The sequence below is a fragment of the Thiocapsa rosea genome, from assembly GCF_003634315.1.
Lineage (GTDB): Bacteria > Pseudomonadota > Gammaproteobacteria > Chromatiales > Chromatiaceae > Thiocapsa > Thiocapsa rosea.
In genome coordinates this window covers 5,805,775-5,825,026 of the sequence record NZ_RBXL01000001.1, presented here as the reverse complement: position 1 = coordinate 5,825,026, position 19,252 = coordinate 5,805,775, and the positions used below count along the sequence as shown (strand labels likewise).

The 19,252-nt window shown below is 62.7% G+C and carries 15 protein-coding genes; 2 read left to right on the top strand and 13 right to left on the bottom strand.

Features of this window, described 5'->3' with window-relative positions; translation table 11 throughout:
- Window positions 1-112: 112 nt before the first annotated feature.
- Window positions 113-1,600, bottom strand: a complete 1,488-nt coding sequence (locus BDD21_RS25840; protein ID WP_120799606.1) for a class I SAM-dependent DNA methyltransferase — start codon at window positions 1,598-1,600, stop codon at window positions 113-115.
- A 62-nt stretch (window positions 1,601-1,662) separates the two neighbouring features.
- Between BDD21_RS25840 and BDD21_RS25835 the strand changes: the two genes are divergently transcribed.
- Window positions 1,663-1,842, top strand: coding sequence for a hypothetical protein (locus BDD21_RS25835; protein WP_120799605.1), 180 nt, complete (start codon window positions 1,663-1,665; stop codon window positions 1,840-1,842).
- Here BDD21_RS25835 and darG read toward each other — a convergent pair.
- The 3 genes from darG to BDD21_RS25820 are packed head-to-tail and all read right to left on the bottom strand — an operon-like array spanning window position 1,829 to window position 5,014.
- Window positions 1,829-2,905: a type II toxin-antitoxin system antitoxin DNA ADP-ribosyl glycohydrolase DarG gene (darG, locus tag BDD21_RS25830; RefSeq protein ID WP_120799604.1), complete on the bottom strand. Its 1,077-nt coding sequence runs from the start codon at window positions 2,903-2,905 to the stop codon at window positions 1,829-1,831. The two genes, BDD21_RS25835 and darG, sit on opposite strands and share 14 nt — an antisense overlap.
- Before the next feature lie 16 nt (window positions 2,906-2,921).
- The gene (darT, locus tag BDD21_RS25825) at window positions 2,922-3,563 is read right to left on the bottom strand and encodes a type II toxin-antitoxin system toxin DNA ADP-ribosyl transferase DarT (protein WP_120799603.1); all 642 of its coding nucleotides are present in this window, start codon (window positions 3,561-3,563) and stop codon (window positions 2,922-2,924) included.
- Window positions 3,560-5,014, bottom strand: coding sequence for a restriction endonuclease subunit S (locus tag BDD21_RS25820; protein ID WP_120799602.1), 1,455 nt, complete (start codon window positions 5,012-5,014; stop codon window positions 3,560-3,562). Before BDD21_RS25820 ends, darT begins: the two co-directional genes overlap by 4 nt.
- Before the next feature lie 177 nt (window positions 5,015-5,191).
- Between BDD21_RS25820 and BDD21_RS25815 the strand changes: the two genes are divergently transcribed.
- Window positions 5,192-6,844, top strand: a complete 1,653-nt coding sequence (locus BDD21_RS25815) for a DUF6399 domain-containing protein (RefSeq protein WP_120798871.1) — start codon at window positions 5,192-5,194, stop codon at window positions 6,842-6,844.
- Between the two features lie 204 nt (window positions 6,845-7,048).
- Here the strand turns inward: BDD21_RS25815 and BDD21_RS25810 are convergent, their stop codons facing one another.
- The 9 genes from BDD21_RS25810 to BDD21_RS25765 form a co-directional block, all read right to left on the bottom strand.
- The gene (locus tag BDD21_RS25810) at window positions 7,049-9,871 is read right to left on the bottom strand and encodes a type I restriction endonuclease subunit R (RefSeq protein ID WP_120799601.1); all 2,823 of its coding nucleotides are present in this window, start codon (window positions 9,869-9,871) and stop codon (window positions 7,049-7,051) included.
- 249 nt (window positions 9,872-10,120) lie between these two features.
- A complete protein-coding gene (locus BDD21_RS25805; RefSeq protein WP_120799600.1) occupies window positions 10,121-11,500 on the bottom strand; it encodes a V-type ATP synthase subunit B in 1,380 nt (459 codons plus the stop codon).
- An 18-nt stretch (window positions 11,501-11,518) separates the two neighbouring features.
- Window positions 11,519-13,324, bottom strand: a complete 1,806-nt coding sequence (locus tag BDD21_RS25800) for a V-type ATP synthase subunit A (RefSeq protein WP_120799599.1) — start codon at window positions 13,322-13,324, stop codon at window positions 11,519-11,521.
- A gap of 43 nt (window positions 13,325-13,367) precedes the next feature.
- Window positions 13,368-14,009: a V-type ATP synthase subunit E gene (locus BDD21_RS25795; protein ID WP_120799598.1), complete on the bottom strand. Its 642-nt coding sequence runs from the start codon at window positions 14,007-14,009 to the stop codon at window positions 13,368-13,370.
- A 170-nt stretch (window positions 14,010-14,179) separates the two neighbouring features.
- Complete coding sequence (locus tag BDD21_RS25790) at window positions 14,180-14,500, bottom strand: V-type ATP synthase subunit F (RefSeq protein ID WP_170164959.1); 321 nt, start codon at window positions 14,498-14,500, stop codon at window positions 14,180-14,182.
- 63 nt (window positions 14,501-14,563) lie between these two features.
- The gene (locus BDD21_RS25785) at window positions 14,564-15,013 is read right to left on the bottom strand and encodes an ATP synthase subunit C (protein WP_120799596.1); all 450 of its coding nucleotides are present in this window, start codon (window positions 15,011-15,013) and stop codon (window positions 14,564-14,566) included.
- 207 nt (window positions 15,014-15,220) lie between these two features.
- A complete protein-coding gene (locus tag BDD21_RS25780; protein WP_245969843.1) occupies window positions 15,221-17,557 on the bottom strand; it encodes a V-type ATP synthase subunit I in 2,337 nt (778 codons plus the stop codon).
- Between the two features lie 41 nt (window positions 17,558-17,598).
- Window positions 17,599-18,669 carry a V0D/AC39 family V-type ATPase subunit gene (locus BDD21_RS25770; protein ID WP_120799595.1) on the bottom strand — a complete coding sequence of 357 codons (1,071 nt, stop codon included), beginning with the start codon at window positions 18,667-18,669 and terminating at the stop codon, window positions 17,599-17,601.
- Between the two features lie 60 nt (window positions 18,670-18,729).
- A complete protein-coding gene (locus BDD21_RS25765) occupies window positions 18,730-19,047 on the bottom strand; it encodes an ATPase (RefSeq protein ID WP_120799594.1) in 318 nt (105 codons plus the stop codon).
- Window positions 19,048-19,252 lie beyond the last annotated feature (205 nt).

Genomic DNA, 19,252 nt, shown 5'->3' with positions numbered 1-19,252 from the left:
ACGCCGACCGAATTCGGGTCACCCTTGAGCGAATGCTGAAGCGAGTACCCGAGTCGGCCAACCGAATCGCGGTTAATGATCCACAAAAATCCGCCATTCATAGGCAGCTTAATCAGGGTTTTCCGAGTCCGGCGAGAACCTCCCGAAAGCTATTCAAACCGGCTTCCAGGTTCTCGATGATCTCCGCCGCCAGATCGTCCGGCTCGGGCAGGTTGTCGAGATCCGTAAGCGTCTTGTCCTTCAGCCAAAAGACATCCAGGCTGGTCTTGTCCCGCGCGACCAGCTCCTCGTAGCCGAAACGCCGCCAGCGCCCTTCGGGGTTGGTGTCGGCATCCCAAGTCGGCTTGCGCTTGTGGCGATTCGACGGGTTGTAGCAGGCGACGAAGTCGGCCAGATCCTCGAACCGCATCGGCTTCTTCTTCAGGGTGTGGTGCACGTTGGTGCGGTAGTCGTAGTACCAGACTTCCCGCGTCCAGGGGTCGGGGCTCGCGACACGGTTGTCGAAGAAGATCACATTGGCCTTGACGCCTTGGGCATAGAAGACTCCGGTCGGCAGACGCAGGATGGTGTGCAGGTCAGTGGTCTTCAGCAGCTGTTTGCGGATGGTCTCGCCGGCTCCGCCCTCGAAGAGCACGTTGTCGGGCACCACCACGGCCGCGCGCCCCGTGGTCTTCAGCATGGTGCGGATATGCTGCACGAAGTTGAGCTGTTTGTTGGAGGTCGTCGCCCAGAAGTCCTGACGGTTGTAGGTCAGCTCCTCGGTGTCTGCCTCTCCGTCCTCGTTGGTGAAACTCATCGAGCTCTTTTTTCCGAAGGGTGGATTGGCGAGCACGTAGTCATAGCTTCGCGTGCTGGCGGCCACCAGCGCGTCCTGCGATGAGATCATCCCTTCGCCGTCGATCTCGCCGATGTTGTGCAGAAAGAGATTCATCAGGCACAGCCGCCGCGTATTGGCGACGATCTCGTGACCGTGGAAGGTCTCATGCTTCAGGAATGCCTTCTGTGCCTTGTCGAGGTGGTAATTCCCCGAGTGGGTGATGAAATCGTAAGCGGCGAGAAAGAATCCGCCGGTCCCGCAGGCCGGATCCGCAATCGTCTTGCCCGGTTCCGGTCGCACGCATTCCACCATGGCGCGGATCAGGGCGCGCGGCGTGAAATACTGGCCGGCGCCCGACTTGGTGTCCTCGGCGTTCCTCTCCAGCAGCCCTTCGTAGATGTCGCCTTTGACATCGGCACCCATCACGACCCATTGCTCCTCGTCCACCATCGCGATCAGACGTGAGAGCTTGGCCGGATCCTGGATCTTGTTCTGCGCCTTGGTGAAGATCTTGCCCAGCATCCCGGGCCGTGTGCCCAGCTCGCGCAACAGATCGATGTAGTGCGCCTCCAACTCGGCACCGCGCCGGGCCTTGAGGCTCTGCCAGTTGTAGCGGTCCGGGATACCGACATCGCGCTTGTACGGCGGCCCGGCATACTCCGCCGCCATCTTCAGGAAGATCAGATAGGTGAGCTGCTCCAGATAATCCCCATAGCCCACGCCGTCGTCACGCAGTGTGGTGCAGAAGCCCCAGACCTTGGAGATTATGGTGGAGGCGTTCATGCGCGGGGCACTCCTGCATCTCGGAGCACTGGTGGAATGGCGTTTGGCGTTATCATCAACGCATGAAAAACAACACACTGTCCCATACGAATCCTTACCTGAAAGAGCCCGTGAAGGCTCGACGCAATCGCGTGCGCGGGTTGGCTAGCTCGACCGCAATCGAGACCGGCGAGCCGATCGCCGTGATCGAGGAGAAGCTCGACCGGAGGCCTGTTGGACGCTTTCGCGTCACACTTGCCTGACCGGCATTGATGTGTGCCCGCGCTTACCGCCGGCCAAATCGTGACTCGTCAACACATCAATGGCGATCCCGATCTGGCGCGGTGTGAAGCGGCGCTTGCGCTCGCTCCAGGCGTAGAGCCGGTCGGCCAACTCAGCCGGGGATGCGATGGACTCGCGCTTCATGATCCAGTGCACCGAAGACAGAAGCTCTAGGCCCGACGGGCTTTCGAAGCCGTCAACGAGCGCCGAGACGCGATCGAACCGGGCTTGCGTTTCCGGATGTTGCCGCAGGAACAGCGCGGCATCCGCAACCGCGCCCGGTATCAGCGTGAGTTGTTTCCCCGGTGCGTCGCCGCCGTCGGCATAGCCGGCAACCAGATGCCCCTCGATGGCATTCAGCACATGACGCAGGTTTTCGGCATAGGGGCCATATGCGGCCTTCACATACTTGAGCCGCAGCGGCTCGCCTGCCTCCTGCATGAAATACATGAGCTTATGCACCTCCAGCAACGTGACCGAGGGATCGAGCAGTCCATCGAGGTAGCGGTTCATCAGCTCCACCAGCGCGGCACGCCCGGCGGTGATCTTCGGTACCTTGCGGTTGCGGACCATTGTCTCGGTCGGAGGAGCGCCTTTTGGCTCGTAGATGACCACGCGCACGTCCGTCAGGTGACGCAACGCGGACTCGATACGTGGGCGGACCGCCGACCAGTCGAGCCCGCCCAGTCCACTGCCCAAGGGCGGGACGGCGATGGAGCGGATGTCGTGACGCTGGAGCGTCTCCACCAGCGCATCGAGGCCCGCGTCGATGTCCTCCATCCGACTCGCCCCGCGCCAGTGACGCTTGGTGGGGAAATTGATGATGTAACGCGGGTTGGTGAGTTGCCCGGTCTCGAAGACGAACATCCTCCCGGGCTGAACCTCGGCGTTCCGGCATGCCGCCGCATACGCCTTGAAATTTTCCGGGAAGGCTTTTTTGAACTGAAGCGCGATACCGCGGCCCATTACGCCAACGCAATTCACCGTATTGATCAGCGCCTCGGCATCCTCGCACAGAATATCGCCGTGTTTGTATTCGATCATCTTGGGCGTTTCCGTCTCAGTAATACCAATCTGTTCTGACTTCGACGTTTGGCCGATGTCCGTCCGGCGGCAACACACGGGACACCTGCTGCAACATGGCCTGTGAGTAGACACCGATGCACTCGATCAGGTGCCAAGGGAAGCGACGCTCCAGCAGAAACTCGGCCTGCTTGCCTTCTTTGCAGGTGTGCCACTGCCTGGCTTCGACCGCTTGCCAGTCGATCTCGTGCAACTGTGCGAGGTCGCAGCGATCCTCGAAGAAGCGCGAGCCCGCGTTCGATAGGGTGAAGGCCCATCGCTGTCCATGTTCGTCGGCCCAAGCAACACAAGCGTTGAGGTCGGCCTGCAGATGGATGATCGGGCCTTGACCGCCGCGATACGCCAGCTCGGGATGGTTCGCCTGATGGATCAGGTAGAGCATGATCGATCGTGCGCAGAAATAGAACGGCACGCAGTCGCCGACCTTCAGAGCCGGATGGCTTGTCAGCGTCAGCTCGGTGAGCCGCCGTTGTTTGATGCTCGTCATCCCGATGGTGGTCCCCGACGGCGCGCGTCGGACGATCTCGGCATCGCACCAGAGGCAGGCATCAGTGACGATCGACGGCAGCCGATCGACATGGGCAATGTGGTAGAGCTTCGGTTGGTCGGGGACGGTCATGTCGGCGCGGCCCGCTTGACGCGAGTCCGGCGTTTGACGCTGTCCTTGGTGGTCTTGGCCTGGGCCGCCTTCTCCGTGCGGATACGTTCGAGAAGCACCGAAGCGGGCTCGTCATTGGGATCTTGTGGGACGAGTTGGCCGGAGAAGGCTTTCTTGAGGATAGATTGGCGGAGCACCTCGCATCTTTGAATTTCGCAATCGATTAATGAATCCAGATTCTCGATTAACGACAATTTTTCGCTTAATAATTGCATGATTAGATTCTGCTCTTCTCGTGAGCAGACGGGAATTGTAAAATTCTTTAGTTGGGCAGTGTTTATCCTCGGGCGTCCAACCCCGTGAACTTCCGATTCAATTTGTTTATAGGCGGACCGCGTTGATAGGAACGCTGCCACGAAGTCGTTACGAACCGACTCGCCGTAAAGGCGCAGGCAAAAGCAATCCGCTTTGTTGATGGCGAGATCAACGGTTTCAGGAAGTATCGCTGCGCGTATACTATCCGTCACGAAAGAGGCAACAATCACGTCTCCATGATGAACCGTATGTTTTTTTATCGTTTGGTATTTTTCAAAGGTTACGAACGATTGCTTGCTGTCCACAAATACCAGATGTCCGATATTCTCTAGCCTGATAACACGAACACCTTCGCTTACATAATCATGGGTCTTCAGATGGGAGCCAAATGGACCATCAAAAACATCAGAATTGAGATCCTTTATCGGCGCACAAGTCCACTCCTTAGGAATCTCGACTAAAAAAGTGTTGCGCATATCTGCGCATTCAGACGTCTTGGGCTTCCGGGTTTTCTTAACCTCGTTTTCATTTGACTCCGAGGCATTAATGGCATCTTTCCTACCCAAGAGTTGCTGTTCGTAGCGGGCATCGCGTTCCTTCTGGATGTGCTTCAGAATTTGCTCGGGTAGCTCGAGTTTTTCCTTGTTCTCTTTCCTCCACTGGATAGTGAGCTTACCCTCGAGCGCCTGCTTGAGGACGGCTTGGCGATAGACCTTGAGTTGCTCGCGGGCGGTCTTCAGGCTTTCTACGCCCTTGTCGAGCTCTGAGAAGAGAGCGTCGATCTTCGCGATAATTCTGCGTTGTGTCGAGGCTGAAGGAAGCGCGAAGGTGAAGGCCAGCACATCTCTTGGTCGAACCGCTGGATAAAGTGCGCCTTGCACGCGGAGAGTCATTTGATCGATGAACTCGCGTGTTTGTACCAGGTAGAACAGAAACTTTGGAGCCACCCATTTCGAGCGGAGAACATAAAAGCCGGTCGAGCCAATCGCCCCGTCGAGGTCTTCGGGTACGAGAGCGATTGCATTGAGGTTTGGCCGTGTCATCGAAACCAGCACATCGCCTGCTTCTAAACGCTGTTTCGCGCGATTGGGCGTTTGGTCGGAGCTTATTGTCTTTGCATTGGTAATACGCTTCAGCCTGCGGTCGGCCTTGATCATCGGTTGGTCCAAAACCGCGTGTTTCGGTAGGCGATCAAGCATCCTGAAGGAGTGGCAGGAGCGCCGGGGAGGCGTACCCTTGGAAGTGCAAACTGACCGAGGGAAACGCCGTTGTCCGATGCTCCTGCCTGTGTCGACTCTAGTGCAGATCGACGCCCCACGCCAATCCACGATCGCTTGGATCGCGCCAAGCACCTGCATGCGGTGGCGCAAGCCCAGCAGGATGGGCAGAGTCAACGCGCGGCGGTCAGCGGCGCCGGCGTGGCGCGCAGCACCCTGCGTCACTGGAACGCGTCCCCTGCGCCATCGGCGCCGGCGGCGCTGTCGGCCTTCGTCGAGACGCCCGAGGGCGTGGTGTGGCTGCGCCGGATCCTGGTTGCCGCGCACTGGAGCATCGGCGAGCAGGGCGGCGCGGGCGTGCGCGTGGTCTGCGATTTTCTCGAGCGCAGTGGGCTGTCGGCATTCATCGGCGCCTCCTACGGTGCGCAGCAGGCGTTCCATGCCGGCTTGGAGGAGCAGATCGTCACCGCCGCCACCGAACTGCGCGGGACGCTGGCCCAAGCCATGCCCCATCGCACACTGAGCATCGCCGAAGATGAGACGTGGAAAGACGGCATGCGTTTGGTGGGCATCGATGCGGTCTCGAACTTCATCCTGCTCGAGCACAGGAGCGATGAGCGCTCGGCGGCGGCCTGGACACGGGCGCTCGAGGGTGGACTCGAGGGGCTGAATGTCACGGTGGTGCAAGGCACCAGCGATGAGGCCAAGGGGCTGTTGGCGCATGTCGAGCGTGATCTGGGCGCACACCATGCCACGGACCTGTTTCATCTGCAGCATGAGGTCAGCCAGGCGATGAGTCTGTCGCTGAAGCGCGCCGAGCAACAGGCCGAGACGGCGGAGACCGAGGCGAAGGCGCGCTGGCAAGACGAATGCGCCGCCGAGCAGGCCTATCATCGGCGCCGCCACGGCCCCGGGCGCCCGCCGGCGTTCGCCGCGCGCATCGACGAGGCGCTGAGCGCTTACGTCCAAGCCAGCCTTGCGCGCGAGCAGGCCCACGCGCACCGCGCCGAGGCCAAAGCCCTGATCGGTGCGTTCAGCGAGGTCGATCATCCCTACGAGATCCAACAGGGACAGGCGCAAACCCCCGAGCAGTTGGAGGCGCGTCTGGGAACGCTGTTTGCGCGCCTGGAGGCGATCGCCGAGGAAGCGGATCTTTCCGAGCGTCTCTGCGCACATCTGGCCAAGGCGAAGCGCCTGACTCAAAGCCTCGTCGCCACGCTGACCTTCTTCTTCATGATGGTCAACACCCGGGTGCAGGCGCTGGACCTGGCATCGGCCATCGAGCAGGCGATGCTCGACGATCTGATCCCGGCGCTTTATCTGGAGCGCGTCGCCGCACGCAGCACCCGCGCCGAGCCCCGTCATCGACTCCGAGCACTGAGTGCGCAGCGTCTCGCCCCGCTGAGGCAGCCCTCGCACCCGATCCAGTCGCTGGATCCGCAGACCCGTCACCATCTCGAGCAGGTCGCCGGGGAGTGTGCCGATCTGTTCCAGCGCAGCAGCTCCTGTGTCGAGGGACGCAACGGCTTCCTCGCGCTCTATCAGCACGGGCATCACCGACTCAGTCCGCGCAAGCAGCAGGTCTTGACCGCCCTGCACAACTTTGCGATCAAGCGGCCCGACGGCACCACGGCCGCCGAGCGCTTCTTCGCTCAACCCCACCCATCCTTGTTCGAGCAGGTGCTCGAGCGCATGCCCTGGCCCGCCCGACCGGCCCGACGACGACCGCGCCCGGCAAGGCAGCCTTACCTCGTTCCTGTGGCGGCTTAGCAACAGTGGACCAATCGATGATCAAGGCCCTGCGGTCGATACTGCTGATATCGATATAGGTGAACGAGTCGCCTTGCGACCCACTTTGATCAATTGATTCGGCGGCTGCTTCTCCGAGGGAAATTTTATTTTGATTCACCCCTTCGCTTCCCGCCGTTGGGCGTACAAGATCGTCTTGGCGATCCCCGGAAATCCCCTTCATCTTCACGCCGCAAGCACCTCATTCAACTCATCAATCACCTCATCCATCCCCTCACCAAACACTTGATACATCCGCCCGATCCCGCCGAATCCATCGAAAGGGGCCATCTCCAGATCATCGCGCTCCAGCCGGAAAGACGCGGCGACATGATCGCGGATCATGCGCAGCCAGGCCATCTGGTCTTCGTTGAATTTCTCGCCCGCGCCGCTGTGGTGTTTCATGATCCAGTTCTGGAAGTTCCGGCGGACGGTGTCGCTATAGGGGACGAGTGTCGGGTCGATGCCGCAGACGCGGCGGATGAGCCCGACCAGGGCGGTCAGCTCACTGATCGGCTGGTTGCCGGCGCCCGTGCCGGGAACGGTCTCGTCAAGAGCGGCGTAGGCCTGCCAGACGCGCAGCGGGGCGAGCTTGGGCCGATCCTCGCGCAGTCGCTCCAAGAGGACCTGGATCATGCCATAGGTGACTTCGGCACGGCGCGCGGGTTGGCTGAAGAAGATGTTCAGCGCCTCGATCTCGTCGCGGTGCTCGGCGAGATACTGCTCGAAGTCCTGCGTCAGGACCCGCGCGTTCTGGGCGCTGTCGCCGGCCCATTCGGCGCGTACCAGGGTGTCGAGATTGTCGTGGTCGATCGTCTGCTCTTTGTCGCGTCGGATGCTGTCGATCAGCGCGATCAAAGGGCCGGTGAAGACCTGCGCGGCGGCGCCGACCAGTTGGTCTCGGGCCTGATCGCGTTCAGTGTCGGCGGGCTCGCCGGCGCCGGCGATCTCGCGGGCCTGCTCTTCGATGCGGTCCGGATCGATGGCATCGACCAGCGCCTTGACGATCGCGGTGAGCGAGACGCCGCCGGCGGCCGTCTCGATTTTGGCCTGGTCCTTCGGATCGAGCTGCTTGTTCAGCCGGGCCAGTCGACCGGCCAGCGTGCTGACGGTGTCCTCGTCGCGGATACCCATCATGACGCCGGTGGCCAGGTCCTTGAGCGAGACCGAGGGCTTGGTGATCAGCGGTCGGCTGGCCGTCTTGAGCGATTTGGTGACGCCGACGGCATCGACGATCACATAGTGGGTCTTGGCCGTGGTCGCGGAGGGCGTGACCTTTCTCAGATCGTCGGCGCCGAGGGTGCGGGTGCCGCGGCCCTTCATCTGCTCGAAATAGTTGTGACTCTTCACGTCGCGCATGAAGAGCAGACATTCGAGCGGTTTGACGTCGGTGCCCGTGGCGATCATGTCGACGGTCACGGCGATGCGCGGGTTGTAGTCGTTGCGGAGCTGGGCGAGGACGGCTTTGGGGTCTTCGCCGGTCTCGACGACCTTGCCGTCGGCGTCTTTGCGGTCTTGGGCGGCGCGGTAGGTCACCTTCTTGCAGAACTGATTCCCCTCGTCGAAGACCTCGCGCACCATCTGGATGATGTCGTCGGCGTGGCTGTCGGTCTTGGCGAAGACGAGCGTCTTTGGCACCTCTTGGCGACCGGGAAAGATCTGCGGCAGCGTGTCCCGGTAGGCTTTGATGACGGTGCGGATCTGGTCGGGATTGACGACCGAGCGGTCGAGCTCCTTGCCGCTGTAGGTCTCGTCCTGGTCCTGGACCTCCCACCGTTTGCGGCGCGTGAATCGCTCGCGTCGCTGGACCTGTTGATTGACCTTCAGTGTTCCGCCTTCCTTGGTCCGCTTCGTTTCGATCTCGTAGATCTCGTTGCCGACGTTCACTCCGTCCGCGACGGCCTGCTCATGGGTATATTCGCTCACCACGTTCTTGTGGAAGAAGCCGAAGGTGCGGCTGTCCGGGGTGGCGGTCAGGCCGATCAGGAAGGCGTCGAAATACTCGATGACCTGGCGCCAGAGGTTGTAGATGGAGCGATGACACTCGTCGATGATGATGACATCGAAGAACTCGGGCGGGATCTTGGGGTTGTAGGCGACGGGCAGCGGTGTCTTGGCCTTGACCGATTGCTCGGCCGGGTTGGTCTCCTCGGCGGTCTCGTCGAGCGGCTGGTCCTTGAGCAGGGCGTACATGCGCTGGATGGTGCTGATGCAGACCTGGCTGTCTTTGGCGACGAAGGAGGAGGTCAGCCGCTGCACGGTGTACAGCTCCGTGAACTTGCGGTTGTCGTCGTTCGGCACGAAGGCCATGAACTCCTGCTCGGCCTGCTCGCCCAGGTTCTTGGTGTCCACCAGAAAGAGGATGCGTTTGGCATCGGCGTGCTTCAGCAGCCGATAGACGGCGGTGATGGCGGTGAAGGTCTTGCCGGAGCCGGTCGCCATCTGGATGAGGGCGCGCGGCCGAGCGGCATGCAAGGAGGTTTCCAGATTCTCGATCGCACCGATCTGGCAGTCTCGCAAACCTGCCGGCAGGAGCCGCGGCAGGGTCTGGAGGCGGCCACGCAGGGTGACGGGCTTGGACGCCCACTCGGCGAGTGTCTCCGGGCGATGGAAGGTGAAGACCTCGCGTGAGCGCGGCTTGGGATCGCGCCCGTCGGTGAAGCGGGTGATGGTGCCGGTGCTTTCGTAGACGAAGGGCAGGGGCGTCGTGCTCTTGCTCCACTTCAGGGTCGCATTGGCATAGCCGCCGGATTGATCCTCGATGGTCGTGATCTTGTGGCCCCAGTCCTCGGGCTTGGCTTCGATGACACCGAGCGCGTTTTGGTCGACGTAGAGCGTGTAGTCCGCCGGGCCGACGCTGGTTAGATACTCGCGAACCGCAATACCGCGGCCTGCGTTGAAGTCGATCTCGCCTTTGTTTTGTACGATCCAGCCCGCGGCGATCAGCTGTCGATCGATCGCGTCGCGGGCCTTTTGCTCGGGCGTTTGGTGGCTTGTGGTCTTGGTCATCCTTGTCCTCCGGCGCTTCTCGTTTGATCGTTCCGATCATAGCCCGAGTTGCGGTGGAGACTCCACGAACCAATGTCTCGGTACTGCCGGCGTCGAGCCAATCGCGGAGACCCCGGCTTCTGCCGAGCCGTCGGCGGGGCTCGTCGCAGCGCGCTCGGGTAAGCGCCGCCGAGATTGTTTCAGGTGATTTCCGAGAAAGGAACGACCATCAGGTCGGGGGCGACTGAAGTCGCCCCTACAGGATTTCGCCTAATCTGTCCCCTGATAATACTTCGCCAAATCCGTCTCCTTCACGCGGGTCAGCATGTCGCGCGGGAACATGCTCATCAGCTCCCAGGCGAGGTTGAGTGTGGCCTCGATGGAGCGGTCTTCGGCCTCGCCTTGGCCGACGAAGCGTTCGTCGAAGGCGTCGGCGAAGGTGAGATAACGCCGGTCGCGCTCGGAGAGTTCGTCCGCGCCGATGATGGATGCGAGGTTGCGGGTCTCCTGCGCGCGGGCATAGAGGGCATAGATCTGGCCGGCGACGCGGGGATGGTCCTCGCGGGTGTCGTCCTTGCCGATGCCGTCCTTCATGAGTCGCGAGAGGCTCGGCGAGATGTGCACCGGGGGATAGATGCCTTGGTTGTGCAGTTCGCGCGAGAGCACGATCTGGCCTTCGGTGATGTAGCCGGTGAGGTCGGGGATCGGGTGCGTGATGTCGTCCGAGGGCATGGAGACTACGGGCATCATGGTGATGGAGCCGTGGCGGTTGTGGATGCGTCCGCAGCGCTCGTAGATCTCGGCCAGATCCGAGTAGAGATAACCGGGGTAGCCTTTGCGCGCGGGGACGTCGCCCTTGGCGGTGGCGACCTCGCGCAGCGCCTCGGCATAGTTGGTCATGTCGGTCAGGATGACCAGGACGTGCCGATCCAGATCGTAGGCGAGATACTCGGCGGCAGTCAGGGCGGTGCGGGGCAGGGTGAGCCGCTCGACCGGCGGGTCGTCGGCGAGGTTGATGAACATCACCACATTGCGGAGTACGCCGGAGCTGGCGAACTCGTCGCGGAAAAACTTCGCATCCGCGTAGGACACGCCCATCGCCGCGAAGACCACCGAGAAGCTCGATTCCTGGTCGACCAGCTTGGCCTGGCGTCCGATCTGGGCGGCGAGCCGATTGTGCGGCAGACCCGAGCCCGAGAAGATCGGCAGCTTCTGACCGCGCACCAGGCTGTTCAGCCCGTCGATGGTGGAGATGCCGGTTTGGATGAACTCGCGCGGATAGGTGCGCGCGGCCGGGTTGATGGCCGATCCGCCGACCGGGCGACGGATGTTGGAGAGGACCGGCGGGCGGCCGTCGCGCGGCTCGCCGAGCCCGTTGAACTCGCGTCCGAGGATCTCGGGGGAGAGTGCGATCTCGACCGGCTCGTCGAGGAAGCGCACCCAGGTGTTCTCCAGGTCCAGGTCGTCGGTGCCTTCGAAGACCAGGATCAGGACCTCGTTGTCGGCGCTGCGGATGACCTGGCCGTTGCGCGTGGCGCCCGCGTGGTCCTTGATCTGCACGCGGTCGCCGAAGGCGATTCCGGCGGTGTCCTTGACGATCAGAAGGCCGCCGCGGGCTTCGATTGCGGTGCGATATTCTTTGATGCTCATTGAACCGCGTCCGGCATGCTATGCGTTGTGTTCATATTGATCCGATTTGGCGTATTCGATCCGCACCGACTCCATTGCATGATCGACCTCGGCGCGGAAGGCGAGAACCTGGTCGAGCTGCTCGCTGGAATACATCGACTTGAGGCGTCGCATCTTGGCCATGAGCGGGAGATGCTGCAGCTCCGAGACCGGCACGCCGAGCTTGATCAGGGCTGCACCGCGCTTGTAGATGGTGATCGCCAAATCGAGGAGCGCGAATTGTTTTTGCGGCGAGCAGAAGGTGTCGATCTCGTCGAGCGCGCTTTGTTGAAGCACGCCTTCCTTGATCAAGGATGCGCCTTCCAGCTCCCAGCGCTGGGCGTCCGAGAGTGCCTCGGGCCCGACCAGGTTGACGATGCGCGAGAGCTCGGCGTCGCGCGCCAGCAGGGCGAGTGCGGCGGTACGGCGCTTCTCCCAGTCCGGATCGATCTCCTTGTGCCACCATTCCGCAGCGGTATGCACGTGCTTTGAAAAGCTGGTGACCCAGTCGATCGAGGGGTAGTGACGCGCGTCGGCCAACTCCTTGGACAGTGCCCAGAAGGTCTCGATGATGTCCTTGGTATGGCTGGTCACCGGCTCGGAGAAGTCGCCGCCGGGAGGAGAGACCGCGCCGATCAGGGTGACCGAGCCGGAGCCGGCGCCGTAGGTCTCCACGCGTCCGGCGCGCTCGTAGACTGCGGCGAGGCGTGACGCCAGGTAGGCCGGATAGCCTTCCTCGACCGGCATCTGACCGAGCCGTCCGGAGACCTCGCGCAGCGCCTCGGCCCAGCGGCTGGTGGAGTCCGCGAGCATCACCACGTCGTATCCCATGTCGCGGTAATACTCGGCCATGGTGATGCCGACATAGACCGACGCCTCGCGGGCCACCACCGGCATGTTGGAGGTGTTGGCGACCAACAGCGTGCGCTCCATCAGCTTGCGCCCCGTGTAGGGGTCGTCCAGCTCGGGAAAGCTTTCCAGCACGTCGACCAGTTCGTTGCCGCGCTCCCCGCAGCCGACATAGATGACGATGTCGGCGTTGGACCAGCGCGCGATCTGCTGCTGAACGACGGTCTTGCCGGCACCGAAGGGTCCGGGCACCGCGCCCTTGCCGCCTTTGAGCTGCGGGAAGAAGGTGTCGATGACCCGCTGGCCCGTGATCAGAGGCGAGATGCCGTCGTCGCGACGCAGGTAAGGCCGCGGTTTACGCACCGGCCAACGCTGATACATGCTCAGCCGGTGGCTGACGCCGCGCGGATCGCGCACTCGGGCGATGGTCGACTCGATATCGTACTCGCCTGCCGGCGCCACCTCGAGCAGCTCGCCTTCGACCCCCGGTGGAACCATGATGCGATGCAGGACGGTCGTGGTCTCCTGGACCGTGCCCAAGACGATGCCGGGCCCGACCTTGGCGCCCGGGCTCAGCTCGCGATTGGGCTCGAACTCCCACTCGCGCGCGCGATCGAGCGCGGGCACCGAGATGCCGCGACGGATGTAGTCACCCGACTCGAGAGCGATCTTCTCCAACGGGCGCTGCACGCCGTCGAAGATGCCGCCCATCAGACCGGGGCCGAGCTCGACCGAGAGCGGCCAGCCCAAGCCCTGCGCCGGCTCGCCGGGGCGCACCCCGTCGGTGGACTCGTAGGTCTGCACGACCGCAAGCTCGCCCCGCAGCGAGATCACCTCGCCGAAGAGGCCCAGATCGCCGATCTTCACCTGCTCGCCGCTGCGCACGCCCGGCAGCTCGACGGTGACGATGGGGCCGTTGATGTCTCGGATGACACCCGTTCGCTTGGTTTCACTCATGGGTTTCACTCATGGGTTTCACTCATGGGTTTCGCTCATCGTCTCATCCGCCGAAGAGGTTGCCGGTGTCGAACCCGCTCGGCAACAGCCGTTCGAGGATGACTTGTTGCACCGCGGGGCGCAGACGCTCGAGCCGGCCCTCGTAGGTATTGTCGACGCGGATGCGTCGGTCGCGGCTGGCGACGAGCACCCCGCCGAGCGTCTCGATCCGCTCCTTGGAGAGGGTCACGCTCTTATGGCTCGGGAGGGTCTCCAGGATGGAGTCCCAGCGCTCGGCCAAGCGCTGAAGATCGCGTGCATTGGCCGAGACGACCAGGGACGTCTCCTCGATGAGGTTGGCCGCGCGCACGATCAGGCTTTCCAGCCAAGGCTCGTAGCGCCCGAGGTCTTCGCTGAACGCCTTCATCCGTCCCGCAAGCGCGCGCTCCACATCCTGCACCAGGTTCCAGCGCATGCGGTCAAGGTGCGTCTGCATCTTCAGCTCGCTGGCCTGCACCTGTTGGCGGAAGGTCCGATCCGCGAGCGTCTTGGCGATGCTCTCTTCGCGGCTCTCGCGCATGCGCAGCCGCTCCGCAGCCTCGCGCAGGATACTGTCGCGGCTGCGGTTGGCGCGTTCGCGATACTCGCCGGCCAGCCGTTCCGCGCGGGCCAGAATGGCCTGCTCAAGCTCTTGTACCTGATTCACGATGGACCCTCGTTAAATCGCGTCCGGAGCGAAAAACATCGTCTTGTCGCTTGCCGCTGCCTTGTGGACACAAGGGGCGACGGTTGAGACGCGATTTAAGTGAATGAATACTGTTTGATGACAACCAAGGTCATCATGGGCGCAACCGGCGACCTTCGAGAGCCGACGGCTCATGGCTCCGCCCTGGCGTTGACGACGGCATTGCCGAACAGCGCGGCCAGCCGTCGCGCCACATCGCTCCCCAACTGAGGATGCTCGCCCAGCGGCGGCACGGCGATCACGACGATCCGCCCCCCCTCGCGTCGTACGCGCTTGAGGCTCGGGATGTCCTGCGCCATCACGGCATCGTCCACGACCACGAATGCCTTCTCGCGTCCACGCAGCAGATCCCGAATGGTCCGATCGACGAGCTCGGGGTCGGGATTGGGATGCGTCTCGAAGCCGATGAGTCGAAAGCCGTCCGCAAGCCGATCCTCGCCGAGGAAGAGCATGCGTGTCGGTCGGCCGTAGTCCTGTTCCGTCTCCACCACAATGGCCCCCGAGCTGCGCGCCGATTACAGCTTGTTGATCAGCAGGATCGAGATGACCAGGCCGTAGATGGCGATGCCCTCGGCAAGCCCGAGATAAATAAGGGTTCGGCCGAGGTTCTCCGGCTTCTCGGTGATGGCGGCAAGTGAGGCGGCGCCGATCGGACCGACCGCAATGCCGGCCCCGATGGTGGAAATGGCGGTCGGGATACCGGCGCCGATGATTGCCAGACCCATGCCGAGCGACATCTCGTTGACGGACTCGACGGCGACGACATCCACGTTGGCGAAGGCGTCGTTGATGCCGAGCACCAGCAAACCGAGCTGAGCCCCGACGAAGACGACCAGCTGGGTACCCATCGCCGGCTTGTACCAGGACCGGGCCCCGGTCGCGAGCTGCGGGCGAAGCTCTAGCATGAGTCCGAGCAGGATGAGTCCGAGGATGGCGAAGGTCATCAGGGCGACGAGCCAGTACATTGCATGCTCCAGTGTTGTGTTTCGGTTGTGACGATACGGTTTTTCGGCAGCGCGCGGTCGGCGCTGAGTCGATGCATTCAGACGTTCGGTCCGTTGTTCGGAACAGTCGATTTGACGACTGCCGTCGGTCTATTCGGGCTCGCCGGGTTGATCAAGTCGATGTCCGCGTCGATAAGTCCCATGCCTCACTCCCGTTGAACGCATGGCTCAGGCCGCTCCACGCCGGAACTTCAACGGCGCGAACTCATGACCGTTCCCCGAGAAATAACGCGAGAAACCCTCGTAATACTGTAGACGCATCACCTGAATCATCACGATACCGCCCTCCAGGACGATGACGAAGATGTTGCCGAGGATCAGGGTCACGATGTGGCCGAACATACCCATCATGCCCGCGAGCGTCATGATGGCGATCGAGAGTGCGACATGGTTCAGGCTGAAGGCGGCGACACGCAAGAACGACAAGGTGTTGGAGACATAGCCGATCACGGTTTCCAGGGTCTCGATGAAGACGACCAGGATCTTCTCCCCGGCTGCTCCTTGCTGATGCCGCCAACTGTGCGCGGCGAGGGCGAGAAGCGCGCCGATGGCCAAGACCATCGGGAGGGTACCGAAAGCATCGACCGCGTCGACCCGAACCCCGGGGACACCCTCGCCGGCTGTGGCGACGTTCACGCCACCGCTGATCAGCGCCAGATAGAAGATCAGATTGATGATGCCGTGGTGTCCGAAGACGGCCCCGGACCAGTTGTGGATGACCAGCCGGTTGTAGATCGCCAGCAGACAGGCCAGTGTCAGGAAGAGCACGCCCCAGCCGAGTGCGATGCGCAGCATCAGGAGCGGGTCGCTCAGCGGACTCATCCAGAGCGCGGGGATCAGGTGCTCCTCGCCGAAAATGCTGCCGAAGAGCACGCCGAAGAACATCGAGGACAGGCCGGCCATCACTCCGAACGGCCAGAAGCGCCCGAGCTTTCTGCGCAGGAACCAGGCGGCGAGGGCGATCACGGCGCCTTGGCCGATGTCGCCGAACATGCTCCCGAACATCAGGACGAAGGTCACCGCAAAAAGCGGTGTGGGGTCGACCTCGCCGTACTCGGGCACACCGTATTGCTTCACCAGCATGGCGAAGGGCGAGAGGAACCAGCTCTTTGCCGGCACCGTCGGGACCAGCGCGCGTTCTTCCGGCGTGGGGTTGCGCACGCTCATCTCGAAGGGATGATTGAGCGATTCGCGCAGGCGTGCGTCGAGCTGCTCGACCGAGCGTGCCGGAACCCAGCCTGCGAGATAGGTCAGGTACCCGGCACTGCGGATTGACGGATCGAGCGACACCAGCGGTTCGGCCATCATCAGGGTTCGCTGAGCTTTCAGCAGCGGTCCTGCGAGGGGGGCGGACCAGTGCGCGAGGGTCTCGAGCAGGGTCTTACGTTGAGCGTCGATCGACGCGCGCTGAGCTTCGAGGTCGCGCTGCAACTCGGCCGGGGCGCGGTCGAGCTCCTGCGGGATCGGCAGGTTCTGAAAGCCCGCGGCGTCGAGCACGGCGGAGAGCTGACTTTCCTTTGTCCCCGCGGGACCGACGATCACGACATGGGCGCTCTCGCCTTGCTGCATATAGACGTGCAGGATGTACCCGGCCAGGCCGACGGCGCCTTCCAATTGGCGCAGGTTCTCGCGCGGAACCAGACCGACGTAAAAGTCGAGGAAGCGCGTCTTGCTGCGCAGCATGCCCAGATCGATGTTGAGATGGGCGAAGTTCGTCAAGGCGGCTTGCTGCTCCTTGACCAAGCGCTCCTCGTCGTCGAGACGGCGCAGATCTTCCTCGTAGCTGGAGGTCTCGTTCCAGAGCTCGCCCAACCAGGCGTTCAAGGTCTGCAGCTCGGCGAAATCGATCACCCGGACTTGCTCGATCGCGGGTGCCTCAGGCACCGGGATCGATCTGCCGATCTCCTCCAGACGGACCGCGGCTTGGATAAAGACCCGACCCAACCAGGCTTTCAAGGTCTGAATCTCGGGGAAATCGACCACCCGGCCTTGCTCGGTCTTGAGTGTCTTCGGCGACTTGACCCATTTGCCGATCTTCTCCAGACGGACCGCGCCTTGGGTGAAGACCTGGGTGAAGACCTGACCCAACCAGGCTTTCAAGGTCTGAGGCTCGGCGAGATCGACCGCGCGCACTTGCTCGATCTCGGGTGTCTTCGGCGTCTTGACCCATTTGCCGAGCGTCTCCAGACCGGCTGCGGTTTGGGCGAAGACCTTGCTCAGCCAGGCGTTCAAGGTGCGAAGCTCGGCGAGATCGTCCATGCGGACCTGCTCGATCTCGGGTGTCTCCGGCACCGGGATCAACTTGCCGATCTTCTCCAGACGGGCCATGGCTTGGGTGAAGACATCGCGATACTCGCGCCCCGGCAGACCGGCGAGCCGCGCCTCGGTCGGCGGGCGTGTGTCCGGGTGAAAGCTCTCCACGTCCGCCAAGGAGAGCGATGCCTGCGGAAGGTCTTCGGTGAGGACCAAAAGCCGGACATGCTTCATCGGTGTCGAGCGCAACATGCGTCAGCCCCTCTGCATCGGTTGGTGTGCCGGGGTACGCATCAGGCTGCCCGACTCCCGGCCCAGGGGCACCCGGGCTCGGACAGCTCGACCGCAATCTCGATGGCGGCGGACGGGAGCTTCAGGATCTGGCCTTGGGCCAGCGCGAACAACAACAGCAGGTCGCGTTCGCGCAGCATGAGATAAGCCAATGCACGCGCGACGCCCGATTGGGTGTGGTGCAGAACCCAATGCGCCTCGCCTGCCGCGTAGGCGCCGATGCGCTTCTGAACGTCCACGATGTTCGTGCTGCCGGCGAGCAGTCGGTCCAGCGGCGCCGGCAAGGTGGCGACGACGCCCTCGAAGGTCTCGACATTCACCAGATGCAGCAGCCGATCGCGCGTGAGCAGACGCATCGAAGGGACGAGATAGTAGAAGGTCTCGGACGCCGAAAGCTGGTAGGAAAACCGGAAGCGCAGGAGCCACATCAGATTGATGCGATCCAGCTCGGCGCCCATCAGGCGTTTCAGCGGGTTCAGGTTCGCGTCGCTGAACGCCATGACCTGACGCAACAGCCCGACGTAATAGCGTTGATCGATCGCCGCCTCCAACGCGAACGGCTCGCGCTGCTGCTCATAGACCTCGCGCGCTTGACGGGCCAGGGTGCGGTGGGCACCGGCCTCGAGCTGACGCAGCAGCTCCAGGACGTTCTCGGCGCGAAACAGCTCGGTGCTGACCTCCTCGGACAAGCGCATGTGCTCGGGCAGCACATAGAGATTGTCCTGGATCTCTTTCTGATCGAGGTCGTAGAGCTTGCCGCGGATCAGCGTCTTGAGGTTGAAGAGCGCATATTTGCGTCCCCAGTCGAGCACCAGGGCGCGCTCGGCGGTGTTCATGGGTCGCACCAGGATGAGCAGCTCGGCGAGCAGAACCTGAATCAGGCTTTGCTCCACAGCCCGACTGCGCGCGCGCGTGGACTGCTGATCGTCGAGGATGGCGGTCAAGCCGAAACGCTCCGCCAGAGCCGGCAAGGGCAGGTGCGAGAGTGCCGCGATCCCGCTCGGCTCCAACAACTGCATCGCCATGACGGTGACGCGCGTGTTGAGGTAGGCGTGGTCGGCAAGGATGGTCATGATGGAACCGCGAGTGAGCTGCTGATCGGGCGTCGCGCCGGCGAGGGATGCATGCGGCGTTCAGCGATCGGGGTCGATCAGAACCCGAAAGGCGGCATCCAAGGCTTCGCCTTCGCGGCGCTCGGCCTGATCGCGCAGTTGAACGTGTCGCTCGTCGTAGCGACGACGCAGCTCGGCGACGTTTTGCTCGGCGCGCTCCTCGGCCTTTGCGATGAAGCCCCGATGCAGATCCGGGATCCGCGCGGTGAAGCGATCATTCTCGGATTTGGCATCCGCCATCGCTTCTTGGATGGTGCGCTCCTGCTCGGCCTCGGCCTGCTGAGCGATCTTCTCGGCACGCATCTCGGCTTCGAGGAGGCGTTGGAGGGTGTCGTCCATCGTGATCTACCTGCTGGAACAACATGAGGTACGGCGCGTTACATTACCCGAAGACCGGGAAAAAAGCGCGCGACACTGCCGGGCGTTATACCGAGATCGTCCCCGCCATGCACACGCAGGCCGGGCAATCCGTCACGAAGCTGACGCGGATCAAATCCAACACGCACCGCCGCCCCGCGTCCTGCGACGCCTGAACTAGAATATC